A 14,449-nucleotide genomic window follows, 5' to 3' on the forward strand; every position below is an offset into this window, starting at 1 on the left:
TTCGGGCACCCGTCCGGGGCTGGTCGACAATCGTTCAATTGCGCCGGAATGTCGCGGTGGCAGCGCTTCCACCCGTCCACAACCGCGCAATTGAACGATCGTTGACGCCCGGAGGTTCGGAGGTTCGGAGGTTCGGAGGTTCGGCCAGCGACAGCGCCGGGCCGGGGCTACGGCCGGTCGGCCCGTCGCAGCCGGACGATGTCGAACCCGTCATGCACCTCGCGGGAGGTCTCCTCCCACGCGGCCCGGTCGAACGCCGGGTAGAACGTGTCGCCGTCGGGCGAGCGGCGCACCTCGGTCAGCACCTGCTCGTCGGCGTGCGGGAGCGCGTCGCGGTAGACCTGCGCTCCGCCGGCGACCATCAGGTCGCCGTCGAGGCCGTCGGCCAGCGCGAACGCCTCGTCGAGGTCGTGCGCGACCAGGACGCCGTCGACCGACCACTCGCGGTCGCGGGTCAGCACCACGGTGGTGCGGCCCGGCAGCGGCCGGCCGATCGAGTCGTAGGTCGCCCGGCCCATGAGCAGCGTGTGGCCCAGGGTCGTCCGCTTGAAGTGCGCGAAGTCCTCCGGGATCCGCCACGGGATGTCGCCCCCGGCGCCGATGACGCCGTTATCGGCGACGGCTGCGACCAGGACGACGCGGCGTCCGCCCGGCGTCATACGGCGATCGGCGCCTTGATGCCCGGGTGGGGGTCGTAGCCGGCGACCTCGATGTGCTCGAGCTCGAAGGCGTCGATCGCGGTCACGGTCGGGTCGAGCACCAGGCGCGGCAGCGGCCGCGGCTCGCGGGTGAGCTGGAGCCGGGCCTGGTCGAGGTGGTTGAGGTAGAGGTGCGTGTCGCCGAGCGTGTGCACGAAGTCGCCGACCTCCAGCCCGGTCACCTGGGCGACCATGTGGGTCAGCAGCGCGTAGGAGGCGATGTTGAACGGCACGCCGAGGAAGACGTCGCCCGAGCGTTGGTAGAGCTGGCACGACAGCCGGCCCGGTCCGTCGCCCTGCGGCGCGACGTAGAACTGGAACATCGTGTGGCACGGCGCCAACGCCATGTCGGGGATGTCCGCGACGTTCCAGGCGGAGACGATGTGGCGGCGGGAGTCGGGGTCGCGGCGGATCTGCTCGACCACCTGCGCGAGCTGGTCGACCGTGCGGCCGTCGGGCGTCGGCCAGGACCGCCACTGGTGGCCGTAGACCGGCCCCAGGTCGCCCTGCTCGTCGGCCCACTCGTCCCAGATCGAGATGCCGCGCTCCTGCAGCCAGCGCACGTTGGTGTCGCCGCGCAGGAACCACAGCAGCTCCCCGAAGACCGACCGCGTGTGCACCTTCTTGGTCGTCACCAGCGGGAAGCCGGCCTGCAGGTCGAACCGCATCTGGTGGCCGAACACGCTCAGCGTGCCGGTGCCGGTGCGGTCGCCCTTCTCGACGCCCTCGTCGAGGACCCGGCGGAGGAGGTCGAGGTACTGCTGCACGGGGGTGAGCCTAGTTGCTCGGCGCCGGCTCCGCTCAGAGGTCCAGCGTGCCGGTGATGGTGGTCCGCGTGGCGCCCCCGACGTGGACGGCTCCCCCATCACCGGGCACGTCGCGGGCGACGTGGACGCGGCCCCGCCGGCCGACCGCGGTGCCCTGCGCCGCGACGTACGACGCCGGCAGGCGGGTGCCCGCGAGCCACTGGCCGATCCCGGCGTTGAGGCTGCCGGTGACCGGGTCCTCCGGGACGCCGTACTGCGGGCAGAACGCGCGCACCTCCACCGCAGCGTCCCCACCGGCCGCGCCACCAGCAACGTGCTCCCCCACCGCGCCGATCTTCAGGTCGCCGAACGCCGCGAAGTCGGGCTCCAGCGCGAGCACGGCGTCGGCGTCGCGCAGCAGCACGCCGACCCACCCGGGGCCGTTGTCGATCCACGCCGCGTCGACCAGGTCGGACCGCCCGACGCGCAACGCGGCGGCCACGGCCTCGAGGTCCGTCTCGTCGACCGGGCCGGACCGGGTCAGCGGCGGCGCCTCGAAGGCGAGCACCTCACCGCGACGCAGGCGAACCAGCCCGGCGCCGCACTCCTGCACGACGTCCTCCCCCGCCGGCACGCCGCCGGCCTCGAGCCAGGCGTGCGCGCTGCCGAGGGTGGGGTGGCCGGCGAAGGGCAGCTCCGCGCCTGGGGTGAAGATCCGCAGCCGGTAGTCCGCGGCCGGGTCGGTGGGCGTCAGCAGGAACGTCGTCTCCGAGAGGTTCGTCCACCGCGCGAACGCCGCCATCTGCTCGTCGGTCAGGTCGTCGGCGTCGTGGACGACGGCCACCGGGTTGCCGAGCAGCGGCTCGGCGGAGAAGACGTCGACCTGACGGAACACGTGGGACGCGGCGGAGGACACGGCGGAGGACACGCCCCCGACCCTACGGCCGGGAGCGTGCCCCCTCGGTGCGGCTCCCGAGTCCCTACGGTGCCGCCGTCCTCGCTGCCGGCCCGACCGCTGCGGCCGCGGCGACCGTGACCTCACGGGTCGCGGTGGTCGCCTTGCCCCAGCCGTCGGTGACGGTGAGGGTCACCGTGTAGGTCCCGGCCGCCGCGAACGCGTGGGTCGCGCCGGACGACGTGGAGTCGGGGGTGCCGTCGCCCCAGTTCCACCGGTAGGCCAGCGTGTCGCCGGTGTTGGGGTCGGTCGACCCGCCTGCCGAGAAGTTGCACGACAGGTTGGTGCACGCCGGCGTGTTGAAGACCGCGGTGGGCGGCTGGTTGGTGGTCGGCTCGGTGATGGTGACCGTCTGCGTGGTCGCCGCCGTCGTGCCCCACTCGTCGCGGGCGGTCAGGGTGACGGTGTAGGTGTTGGCGGCGGTGTAGGTCCGCGTCACCACCGCTCCCGAGCCGCTGCCGTTGCCGAAGTTCCACGAGTAGGTCAGCGCCGTCGGGTTCTCGTCGGTCGAGCTGCGGGCGTCGAAGGTGCAGACGTTCTGGTTGCAGCTGACCGTGAAGCTCGGCACCGGCGCCTGGTTGCCGTCGGGGACGGTCACCGTCACGTGCCGCTCGGTCGGGACCGGCGTCACCTGGTCGTGCTGGTCGATGGCCCGGGCGAGGACGGTGTAGTCCCCCGCCGGGATGACCGGGGTGGTGTAGGAGAAGTTCGACCCCGGCGTGCCCGGGCTGTTGAGGAACGCCTCCCGCCAGCTCGGGTTCGTGCTCGTGAACGTCCCGGAGCCGCTCATGTACTGGCCTGCGGCGTTGATGACGGCGACCTCAACCTCCCGCATCGCCTGGTCGTCCTCGGCGCGGCCGCTGATGAAGATCTTGCCGTCAGGGAAGACCGCGCCCTCGACCGGGGCGAAGAGGTTCTCGGTCAGCGTCGGCGGCTGGTCACCGGGGTAGATCCGGTAGCGAGCCGTCGCGCCGCTGGTCGAGGTGTCCTGCTGGCCCACGGTGTCGAAGGCGAACGCGGTGACGGCCCAGTCGCCTTGCGTCGGGAGGGTGACCGGCAGCGAGAACGTCGTGCTCGTGCCGCCCGGCGTGGCCAACGCCGCGTTCAGGGTCGCGAAGGCCGCGCCCATCGACCCGTTCGGCTGCAGGTAGCGGTTCGTGTCCTGGTCGCGGAGGGAGATCCGGACCTCGGCGACGCCCTTGTCGTCGGTGGCCCGCCCGGTCAGGTCCAGCTGGAGGGACTGGCCGCCGGTGATCGTCCCGGTGACGTCCAGCAGGCCGTCCGGAGGCGCGTCACCGGCGATCTGGGCAGCCAGGTTCAGCCGGCCCTGCATGTTGAAGGGCGTGCTCAGCCCCATGTCGTCCTGCGCGGAGACCGAGAAGGAGTAGGAACCCGGCTTCAGGTTGAACGGCGTGGTGTAGCTCCAGTTGTACGTCGAGCCCGAGATGTTGACCGGCGAGATGCGGTACTGCCCCGCGATCGAGTCCACACCCCACGTGCCGTCGGCCGCGAGGTTCTCCCGCGTGGTCGTGTTGCGCAGGGTGATCTCGACGAACGCGAGGTCCTCGTCGTCGGTGGCCGTGCCGCTGAAGGTGATCGGCTGGCCCGGCGTCACCTGCACGGTGCCGACCGTCGTCGGCGGCGTCATCGCCGTCGGCTGGGAGATGGTCACGGTCGGCGCGACGGCGTTCTCCGCCACCAGCCAGGACCGGTCGGCGGTGTCCAGGTCGCCCTGGCCCGCGGTGTCGGTCGCCCGGACCTGCACCATCCATTCGTCCTCGTGGGGCACGGTGACCTCGAAGGACCAGGTGGTCGACAGGCCGCCGACGACGTCCGGGGTGACCCGGAACGCGTTGTACGCCGTCGAGGCCGTGCCGTCGGCCTGGAGGTAGCGGTTCTGGGAGTCCTTGATCGCGAGCGTCAGCGAGTTGACGCCCACGTCGTCGGTCGCGGACCCGGTGATGATGAACGTGCGGCTGTTGATCAGCCTGCCTGACGGCCCTCTGACCGAGGTGTTGGGCGCCTGGTCGGCCGTGCCGAAGGTCTCGAACTTCTTCGTCGCCTTCGACGGGTCCTGCGCACCCGAGCTGGACACCGCGCGGGCGGTGATCGTCAGCTCGCGGTTGTTGGCGACCGTCAGCGGGAGCGTCCACGCGGTGGAGGGGGTGCCCGGGTTGGCCAGGGTCGCATCGATCGTGTTGCTGGTCGTGGTGCCCCAGGTCGTCAGGTCGTCGTTGAGGTAACGGCGCGACTGGCGGTCCATGATCTCGACCTGGACACTGCGCACGCCGTTGGCGGCCGAGGCGGTGCCGTTGACGGTGAAGGACTCCGCGACCGGCTTGATGCGGCCCTCGATCGGGTCGACGATCGTCGTCTCCACGCCGTTGCCGTTCGGGATCGAGGCGAAGTCGAAGAACGCCAGCCGGCCGACGTTGTACTCACCCTGCGTGGTGGCGTCGCCGCCGGTCCACAGGCCGCGCGAGGTCAGCTCGATGTGCTTGTTGCCCTCGAAGGAGTTCGAGGTCGGGTTCCACTCCAGCGCCGTGCCGTCGGCCGGGTTGAGCGCGCCGAGGTGCTGGCGCTTGACGACGGCGTCACCGAGGCCGTAGCCCGACAGGCCCTGGCCGGTGCCGTAGCCTTGGTCGTCGAGACCCGGCCACGGCTGCGGCGAGGTCGGCGACTCGTTCCAGGCGAAGTGACCACCGATGTAGACCGCCTGCTCGGAGATCGCCACCGAGTAGACGCTGTCGAACGCCCGGGAGATCCACATCGGCTGCATGTTGTCGCCGCCGTCGATCGGGTAGGCGATGATCGTGTCGTTGATCGGTGGGCGGTCGCCGCCGGAGCCGCTGCTCACCGCGAACCAGGTGCCGTCGGGCGAGATGTCCCCGCCGTAGATGCGCTGGATGCCGCCGACGTACTGCAGGTTCTCCTCCCACAGCCGGCTGCGCCACGGCGTGAGCTGATTGGTGCGGGTGTTGATGATCGCGATGCCGTAGCGGTCCTGGCCGTTGACCTGCCGGCCGGTGTGGACGACGAGCAGGCGCCCCTCGTCGCGGGTCAGCTTGAGCCGCTGCACCGTCAGGTCGCCGTTGGTGCCGATGCCGCCGGAGAGGTTGTTGACGAAGTCCGAGCGGACCTCGCCGGTGGTCGCGTCGAGCGCGACGAGCGCACCGCGCGGCACGTTGTTGATGAGGGTGAACCGGCCGCCGGCGTACACCGTGGTGTTGGTGACCGCCAGCTCCTGGACCTTGCCGTTGCCGTTGGCCTGGAACCCGTCGATCGGGGCGCCGGTGGCGGGGTCAATCCGTGCGATCGCCGCGCGGCGGACGCCGTTGACCGTGCCGAAGCTGCCGCCGATGAACAGCTTGGTGCCGTCCGGCGAGGCCTCGACCGCTTCCACCCCGCCGTTGGTGAAGACCGGGCGGAAGCTGGGGTCGACCAGGCCGGTGGTGGCGTCGAACGCCGCCAGGCCGGCCTGCTGGTACGTCGTGTTGTTGCCGGGAGCGCGGTTGGCGATCGTGGTGAAGGTGCCGGCGACGTACGCCCGGTTGCCGACGAACTCGATGTCCCAGATCTCACCGGTGCCGATGTAGGGCATGTTGGTGCGCGGGGTGTCCGGGACGATCCGGGTGTGGCCGGGCGGGGGGCCGACCGGCGAGGTCTGCACCGTCTGGGTGGCCTCGTCCTCGAGCTCGCCGTCGCTGACGGTCAGCCGGACCAGGCGCGATCCGTTCGACGCGTAGGTGTGCGCGGGGTCGACGCCGTCACCGGTGGAGCCGTCGCCGAAGTCCCAGGTGTAGGTGAGCTGGTCCTCGTCGGGGTCGAAGGAGTTGCCCGCGTCGAACTCGCAGGTCAGGCCGGAGCACCCGGCGAAGAAGGTCGCCGTCGGCGCCTCGTTGGTCTGCGTCGCGTCGGTGCCGGGATCGACGACCACGGAGAAGAGCATCGACCGGGAGGCGGCGTTGCTCGTGCTGGCGGTCCGACCACCGGCGGTGCCGACCGGCAGGTCCGCGCCGGCCGAGTCGCCGAGCACCGTGCTCACCTTGCCCGAGCCGGTGGCCGAGGCGGCCGTCCGCTCCGTCGTGCCGTCCGGCAGCGTCCACGTCGTCCCGTCGGTCGAGGACTTCTCGCTCCAGACGTTGACCAGCCACGACTTGGCGTGCGCCACCGGGACGCTGGGCGTGGTGTGGGCGGTGCCGGTGGTGTTGGAGCCGCCGACCGCGGAGGCGGAGACCACCGCCGGGCCGGTGCTGCGGTACGCCGCCACCGACATGGTCGACTTGATCCAGGACGCGGTCGTGACGGCCACGTCGGCGCCCACGTCGGCGGGCGTCGCGCTGCGCGTCCAGGCGCGGCCGCGGATCCCGTTGCCGTCGCGCGACTCCAGCAGGGTCCAGCCGGGGATCGCGGTCGGGAGTGCCACGTCGGTGCTGTTCGTGGTGAGGAAGAGCACCAGCCGGTCCAGCGGCTTGACGGTCGCCGGGATCCGCACGGTGTGCGACGGGCGGTTGCCCGCGGTGCTCGCGGAGCCGACGAAGGTGATGTCGCCCTGGACGGTCGTCGACGCCGGCGAGACCGTCGCGGTCTCGGTGTCGGTGTCCTCGCCGTCGCTGACGGTGAGGGTGACCGTGCGGTCCCCCGCCGCGGCGTACGTGTGCTGGACCGCCTGGCCCGTCCCGGTCTGGCCGTCGCCGAAGGCCCAGCTGTAGGTCAACGGGTCACCGTCGGGGTCGGTGGAGCCGGCGGCGTTGAAGCTGCAGACCATCGCGTCACAGCTGGAGGTGAACGCCGCGGTGGGCACCTGGTTGGGCGGCGCCTGCCCGGGGCTGATCACCACCGAGGCGAGCATGCTGCGGGACACCGCGACGCTCGTGGTGGCCGTGCGGCCCGCGGCCGTGCCGGTCGGCACTGGTCCGGCGGAGTCGCCGAGCACCGCGCTGATCCGGCCCGAGCCGATCGCCGCGTTGGTGGTCCGCGAGGTGGCGTTCGCCGGCAGGGTCCAGGTGGCCGTGGTCGACGACTTCTCGCTCCAGATGCTGACCAGCCACGAGTTGGCGGCCGGCACCGCCACGGGAGGCGTGGTGTGGCTGGTGCTCGAGACGTTGCTGCCGCCGATCGCGGAGTCGGCCACCGAGACGTCGTCGCCGCGGTACGCCGCGACGCCGACGACGCCCTTGACCGTCGCGCTCGTCCGCGGGATCACGTTGGTGCCCGCGTCCGCCGCGGTGGCGACCTTCGTCCAGGTGCGGCCACGGATGCCGTTCCCGTCCCGGGCACCGAGCTGGGTCCACCCGGTGGGGGCGGTCACCGTCGCGGAGGTGTCGTTGGTGGTGAGGAAGAGCACCATGACGTCACCGGCCTCGACCGAGGTCGGGATGCGGACGCTGTGGTTGGTGCGGGCCCCCTGGGTGCTGGCAGCGGCGACGAACGAGATCTCGCCCTGCACGACGTCCTCGGTCGGGTCGACCGTGCCCTCGGCGTCGTCGGTGGTGGTGCCGTCGCCGACGACGAGTCGGACGGTGCGCGAACCGGGACCGGTGTAGGCGTGCTGGGCGGTGCGGCCGGTGCCGGTGGCGCCGTCGCCGAAGGTCCAGGCGTAGGTCAGCTCGTCCCCATCCGGGTCGCTGCTGGCGCTCGCGTCGAAGGTGCAGGTCAGGGCGTCGCAGCTCGACGTGAACGACGCGGTCGGGGCCTGGTTGGGCGCCTCCTGCTCCGGGCCGATCACGATCGAGGACAGCGCGGTGCGCGAGACGGTGACGCTGGTGGTGGCCGTGCGGCCGGCGGCCGTCCCGACCGGGACCGCTGCGCCGGAGTCGGCGAGGACCGCGCTGATGCGGCCGGTGCCGGTCGCTGCGTTGGTGGTGCGCTGGGTGGCGCCGGCCGGCAAGGTCCAGGTGGCGGTCGTGGAGGACTTCTCGCTCCAGATGTTGACCAGCCAGGAGTTCGGGCGGGCGACCGCCACGGCGGGCGTCGTGTGGCTGCCGGCGGTGGTGTTGCTGCCGCCGATGGCCGAGGCGGTGACGTCCCCGCCGCCGGTGCTGCGGTACGCCGCCACGCCGACGACCGCCTTCACGGTCGCGCTGGTCGTGGGGGTGAGGTCCGCGCCGGCGTCGGCCGCGGTCGCCACCCGGGTCCAGGTGCGACCGCGGATGCCGTTGCCGTCGCGGGACTGCAGGAGCGTCCAGCCTGCGGGGTTGCCGACGGTGGCCACGCTGTCGTTGGTGGTGAGGAAGGCGACGAGCACGTCACCCGGCTCCACGGCGTTGGGCACGACCACCCGGTGGTTGGTGCGCGAGCCGTTGGTGCTGGCCGCGGCGACGAACGAGATCTGGCCCTGCGCGACCGCCGCCGACGCGGTCACCTCGCGGGACGTGGTGCCGGTGGCGGTGCCGTCGCTGACGGTCAGGGTCACCGTGCGCGTGCCGTCGGCGGCGTACGTGTGGGACGGGGTGGCGCCGGTGCCGGTCTCCCCGTCGCCGAAGGTCCAGGCGTAGGTCAGGTCGTCGCCGTCGGCGTCGGCGGACCCGGACGCGTTGAAGGTGCAGGTGAGCTGGTCGCAGGTGGAGGTGAAAGCCGCGGTCGGGGCGGTGTTGACCGGCTCGTCGACCTCGCCGGGGGCGACCACCAGCGAGTAGAGCGCGGTCCGCGAGGCGGCGACGTCGGTGGTGGCGGTTCGGGTCGTGGCCGCGCCGGCCGCGAGCGGCCCGGCGGAGTCGGCGAGGACCGCGCTGATCTTGCCCGAGCCGGTGGCCGCGGCGGTCGTGCGTGAGGTGGCGCCGGTGGGCAGGGTCCAGGCGAGCGTCGAGGACGACTTCTCCGACCACACGCTCACCAGCCAGGACCCGTCGCCCGCCACCGGCACGCTGGGCGTGGTGTGGCTGGTGCCGCTCGTGTTGCTCCCTCCGACCGCGCTCTCGACGACGGCGGCCGCGCCGGTGCTGCGGTACGCGGCCACGCTGATGACCGACTTGACGTACGCACTGGTGGTGACCGTGACGTTCGTGCCGGCGTCGGCGGCCGTCGCGGTCCGGGTCCAGGCCCGGCCCCGGATGCCGTTGCCGTCACGCGACTCCAGCAGCGTCCATCCCGGCAGCGTGTCGGTGAACGTGTCGGTCGACGAGCTGGTCGTGATCGTCAGCACCAGCGCGTCACCTGCCTGCACGCCCGCCGGGACACGCACCGTGTGCGCCGTCCGGTTGCCGGCGGTGCTGTCCGCCGCGACGAACCCGATCACGCCGGGTGCGGCGTGGGCGGGCGCCGCGCTGATGGTCGTGACGGCCAGGACGGGCAGGATCGTCACGAGCGCCGTGAGGATCGCGGCGAGCAGCCGGCCGGCCCGGGTGCGACGCCGACCGGGCAGGTAGCGGGGCGCAGGGACCGGCGCCGGGCGCCGTACGAGGTGCTGGGACACGAGCTCACCCATCCACGAAGGAGACGGCCGCAGGAGTGCGACCTGTCCGGAATCGTCGGCTCGTCGGCCGCCCGCCTCATGCCCAAATTTGATGGACCTTCGCCGGCCGCCCCGGCGGCCCGCTCACCGACGACGGAGGTCACCGAAATTGGTCATGCCACTCCGGCGGCTGGTTCCTAGCGTGAGCGTCGTCCCGCAGGTCCCGAACCAGGAGGCGTCATGAAGGTGTTGCTCGTCAGCTCCTCCGGAGGGCACCTCGCGCAGCTGATGTGCCTGCGGCCGTGGTGGAGCCAGCACGAGCGGCACTGGGTCACCTTCGACACCCCCGACGCGGTGAGCAAGCTCGACGGCGAGCAGGTCACGTGGGCCCACCACCCCACCACCCGCAACGTCCGCAACCTGCTGCGCAACACCCTCCTGGCCCGACGGCTCCTCGCCGAGCACCGCCCCGACGTGGTGGTGAGCACCGGCGCCGGGGTGGCCGTCCCGTTCTTCTGGCTGCACCGGTCCTGCGGCGCGTCGAGCGTCTACCTCGAGGTCTTCGACCGGATCGACACCCCGACCCTCACCGGCCGGCTGTGCCGCCCCATGACCGACCTGTTCCTGGTGCAGTGGCCCGAGCAGCAGCAGCTCTACCGGTCCAGCGTCCTCCTCGGGAGCGTCTGGTGACCACCGCGCCGCTCGTCGCGGTGCTCCTCGGCACCGACCACCACCCCTTCGACCGGCTGGTCACGTGGGTCCAGGAGGTACGCCGTGCGACCGGCGCCGACGTCTTCGTCCAGCACGGCGCGACGGCGCTGCCGGCGGACGTGCCGGGTGCGGCGATGCTGGGCACCGGCGAGCTCCTCGGCCTGCTCGACCGCGCGACGGCCGTGGTGACCCACGGCGGACCCGGCCTGATCATGGAGGCGCGGGCGGCCGGGCACGTCCCGGTCGTGGTCCCGCGCGACCCCCGGCTGGGTGAGCACGTGGACGACCACCAGCAGCGGTTCGTCGCGCGGATCGGCGGCACCGGCCTGGTCGCCGCGGCGCCGCAGCTCCCGCTGTTCCGCCGGGCCGTCGCGCTCGCCCTCGTCGATGGCGGGGAGCGGCCCTTCGCCCCCGGCAGCGCGGCGCGCCTCGCGGCGGCCGCTGCGGCCGGACCAGCCGGACCGGCCGGACCACCCGGAGCAACCGGACCGGCCCTCGGCACCACGGACACCGCCCCGGCGCGGTTCGGTCGCCTCGTCGACGAGCTGCTGGGCCGGTCCTCGTGACGGCGACCGCGCCGACGGGCCTTCCCGACCTCGACCCCGCGCTCCCGGATCTGGAGGAACCGGACCTGGACGAGCCGGACCTGGAGGAGCCGGGCGCGCAGCCGCCGGTCGTGTCCGCGACGCGGGCACCCAGCCCGATCTCCGCGATCCTCAGCCGCGACCCCATGCGCGGGGACCTGCACTGGCGCCCGCCCCTGCTCCTGGCCGCCGGGGACGTCGCGGCCGCGACGGCCGCCGCCACGGTGGCCGTCCGCGACACGCCCTCGGTGCCCGTCGTGGCGCTCCTCGTCGTGGCCTGGCTGCTCCTGCTCTCGGCGGACCACTGCTACGACCGGCACGTCGCCTCACGGCTGGACCAGGTCCGTCGCGTGGCCCGCTGCGGGACCGTGCTGGTCGCCGCCTCCGCAGTCGGGGCCACCCTCCTCGAGCCGCAGCTCCGTCCACGGCAGCTGCTGGTGCTGACGCTGACCGCCACGGCGATCAGCGGCGCCCAGCGCCTCGTCGGGGACCGGTGGCGTGGCGGCACCCGGGAGCGGATCCCGGTCGTCGTCGCGGGGCACCGTCGGGAGGTCGCGCGGGTGATGGCCGAGCTCGACCGGAGCCGGGGCCACCGGTACCGCGTGGCGGGCGTCTGCGTCGCCACCAGCACCGGCCGCTCGCTCGGCGTGCCGGAGACGTGCGGCTTCGACCGGCTCCCCACCGTCGCGGTCCAGCACGGGGCGCGCGCGGTCATCGTCGTCCCCTGCCGGCACCTCGAGCCGATGACCCTCCGCCGCCTCGGCTGGCAGCTCGAGGGATCCGGCACCTCGCTGATGGTCGCGTCCGGCCTCTTCGACGTGGCCGCGGCGCGGGCGCGCATCGGGTACGCCGGGGACCTCCCGCTGCTGCACGTCCGGCACGCGGAGCTCACCGGCGCCCGCCGGCTGCTCGAGGCCGGCGCCGAGCGGGTCGCGGCCGCCGTGGCCCTGGTCCTGCTCGCACCGCTGCTCGGGCTGCTCGCCCTCGCGGTGCGTCACGACACCCCGGGCGCGGCCTTCTTCCGACAGGTCCGGATCGGCCGCAACGGCCGCCCGTTCTCGATGATCAAGCTGCGGAGCATGGTGGCCGACGCGGAGAACCGCCGCGCCACGGTCGAGGGGCTCAACGAGTCCGACGGCGTGCTGTTCAAGGCACGCACGGACCCCCGGGTGACGCGGGTCGGCGCCGTGCTGCGCCGCTACTCCCTCGACGAGCTCCCCCAGCTCGTCAACGTGGTCCGCGGCGAGATGTCGCTCGTGGGACCGCGACCGCCCCTGCCCGAGGAGGTCGCGCGGTACGACGCCGACACCCGGCGCCGGCTGGCCGTCCGCCCCGGCATCACCGGGCTGTGGCAGGTCTCGGGACGCTCGGACCTCTCCTGGGAGGAGACCGTGCGGCTGGACCTGCGCTACGTCGACAACTGGTCGTTGGGCCTGGACCTGCGGATCCTGTGCCGCACCGTCCGGGCCGTCGTCCGGCACGACGGCGCGTACTGACGCGGCGCTCGCCCGACGTCGCGCGCGCGTAACACCCGGACCGGCACCCGGCTGCGCCGGGGGTCGACCCTCCGCATACCCAATGTGGGGTACGCCACCACATGCCCAATTTGGGGGATGACACGAGGCCTGCTGCTCTCCTCGCCTGCCTACGGTGACGCGCCCGCCGAGCTCGGTGCGGCGTACCCGAACCGCAGAGGCAGACGATCATCCGTACCACCGCCACAGCAGCGGCCGCCGTCGGAACGGCGACCCTGCTCCTCTCCACCCTGTCCATGAACACCCCCGCCGCCGCCGCGGTCGCCGACCTCGGCGTCCGGAACGGCAGCGTCGAGCGCGGCACCAGCGGCTACTCCGTCTCCGGGGGCGCCGGTGCCCAGCTCCAGACGTCCACGACCGCGCGCACCGGCAACCGGTCGCTGCGCGTGCGGACGATCCGGCCCGCGTACGTCCAGGTCGACAGCCTGGCCACGCCCGACGCCACCGCCGCGCCGCGAGGCACCCAGGGCACCGCCGGCGCCTGGTTCCGCACGTCCGCGCGCCAGAAGGTCACGCTGGTCGCCCGCGAGGTCACCCGCTCCGGCGGCTGGGTCCAGAGCCGACGCACCAGCACCACGGTCGCCGCCGGCCGGTGGACCTCGCTCCAGGTGCCGATCACGACCACGCGCGCCGGGTCGACGCTGCGCGTCCGGGTCGTGCTTCCCAAGGCCGGCCGCAAGCACGACGTGCTCCTCGACGACGTCGCGATGGCCACGCCCGGCGCGCCCGCCGACACCACGGCGCCCGAGCCGACCCCGACGCCCACCCCCACGCCCACGCCCACGCCCACGCCCACGCCCACGCCGACCCCGACGCCGACGCCGACGCCCACGCCGACGCCGGTCCCGACGCCCACGCCGACCCCCACGCCGACCCCCACGCCGGTCCCGACCGTCCCGCCGGTCTCCGCGCCCACTCCCACGGGCACGCTGACCAACGGGTGCACCTACAGCGCCCGGGGCATCCCGAGCTGCGGCGCATACTTCGGGGCGGCGTACGGCGGCAACTCCGACCCGGCCACCCTCGAGCAGCAGGCCGGCCGCCGGCTGGGCGTGCGGCGCACGTTCTACACCGCCACCGGCGTGAGCTCGGCGGTCCGGACCGCGACGACCGACCTCGCGCAGGGTCGCCTCCCGTGGATCAGCTTCAAGCTGCCCCACTCCTGGGAGCAGATGGCCGCCGGCGCAGGTGACGCCTGGGCCAAGGACATCGCGAAGCGGTTCGCCGCGCTCGACGGCCCGGTCTGGGTGGCCTTCCACCACGAGCCGGAGGGTGACGGCAACATCGACGCCTGGCGCCAGATGCAGGAGCGCCTTGCTCCCCTGGTCCGCGCCGCGGCGCCCAACGTGGCGTACACCGTCGTGCTGACCGGGTGGAACCAGTTCTACGGCGCGAGCCAGTACAGCCTGGACAACCTGTGGCCGCGGAACACCAAGATCGACGTCGCCGGCTTCGACCTCTACAACGAGTACGGCGTCGTGAAGAACGGCAAGACGATCACCAAGATGTCCGACTTCGACACCGACTACTTCGCCAAGATCCAGACCTGGGCACAGGCGAACGACGTCGCGTGGGGCATGGCCGAGTGGGCCCTGACCGACGAGGGACACGCCAAGGACCCGCGCTGGATCGACCGCACCTACGACCAGCTGGTCGCGCGCGGCGGCGTCGCGGCGGCGTACTTCAACACCGAGCTGAACGCCTACGGCTCGTGGCTCCTCGGCAGCGCGTCGAAGCGGCAGGACTTCGCCAACGGGCTGAGCGACTCCGCGGCGCTGCCGCGCCCGTGACCCACCGCTCCGCCTGACGCACGACCCGTCGGGGGTC

At 73.1% G+C, this 14,449-nt stretch carries 8 protein-coding genes; 4 read left to right on the top strand and 4 right to left on the bottom strand.

Features of this window, described 5'->3' with window-relative positions:
* Positions 1–167: 167 nt before the first annotated feature.
* From H7344_RS06675 to H7344_RS06690, 4 genes are read right to left on the bottom strand one after another with little or no spacing between them, the layout of a single operon-like run.
* The gene (locus H7344_RS06675) at positions 168–659 is read right to left on the bottom strand and encodes a dihydrofolate reductase (RefSeq protein WP_186345234.1); all 492 of its coding nucleotides are present in this window, start codon (positions 657–659) and stop codon (positions 168–170) included.
* Positions 656–1,465 carry a thymidylate synthase gene (locus H7344_RS06680; RefSeq protein WP_229707068.1) on the bottom strand — a complete coding sequence of 270 codons (810 nt, stop codon included), beginning with the start codon at positions 1,463–1,465 and terminating at the stop codon, positions 656–658. The genes H7344_RS06675 and H7344_RS06680 overlap by 4 nt, the downstream gene beginning before the upstream one ends.
* A 34-nt stretch (positions 1,466–1,499) precedes the next feature.
* Complete coding sequence (locus tag H7344_RS06685) at positions 1,500–2,372, bottom strand: PhzF family phenazine biosynthesis protein (RefSeq protein WP_229707067.1); 873 nt, start codon at positions 2,370–2,372, stop codon at positions 1,500–1,502.
* Positions 2,373–2,424: 52 nt separating this feature from the next.
* Positions 2,425–9,825: a PKD domain-containing protein gene (locus H7344_RS06690; protein WP_186345236.1), complete on the bottom strand. Its 7,401-nt coding sequence runs from the start codon at positions 9,823–9,825 to the stop codon at positions 2,425–2,427.
* Between the two features lie 207 nt (positions 9,826–10,032).
* Here H7344_RS06690 and pssD point away from each other — a divergent pair, with 207 nt between their 5' ends.
* From pssD to H7344_RS06710, 4 genes are all read left to right on the top strand, one after another.
* Complete coding sequence (gene pssD / locus H7344_RS06695; protein WP_186345237.1) at positions 10,033–10,482, top strand: PssD/Cps14F family polysaccharide biosynthesis glycosyltransferase; 450 nt, start codon at positions 10,033–10,035, stop codon at positions 10,480–10,482.
* The gene (locus tag H7344_RS06700) at positions 10,479–11,069 is read left to right on the top strand and encodes a glycosyltransferase (RefSeq protein WP_186345238.1); all 591 of its coding nucleotides are present in this window, start codon (positions 10,479–10,481) and stop codon (positions 11,067–11,069) included. Before pssD ends, H7344_RS06700 begins: the two co-directional genes overlap by 4 nt.
* Positions 11,066–12,583: a sugar transferase gene (locus tag H7344_RS06705; protein ID WP_186345239.1), complete on the top strand. Its 1,518-nt coding sequence runs from the start codon at positions 11,066–11,068 to the stop codon at positions 12,581–12,583. Before H7344_RS06700 ends, H7344_RS06705 begins: the two co-directional genes overlap by 4 nt.
* Before the next feature lie 275 nt (positions 12,584–12,858).
* Positions 12,859–14,412 (top strand): cellulase family glycosylhydrolase, encoded by a 1,554-nt coding sequence (locus H7344_RS06710; protein ID WP_186345240.1) that lies wholly within the window; start codon positions 12,859–12,861, stop codon positions 14,410–14,412.
* The last annotated feature ends 37 nt before the right edge of the window (positions 14,413–14,449 follow it).

Origin of the sequence: Nocardioides deserti (assembly GCF_014266025.1) — a bacterium.
Taxonomy (GTDB): Bacteria; Actinomycetota; Actinomycetes; order Propionibacteriales; family Nocardioidaceae; genus Nocardioides; species Nocardioides deserti.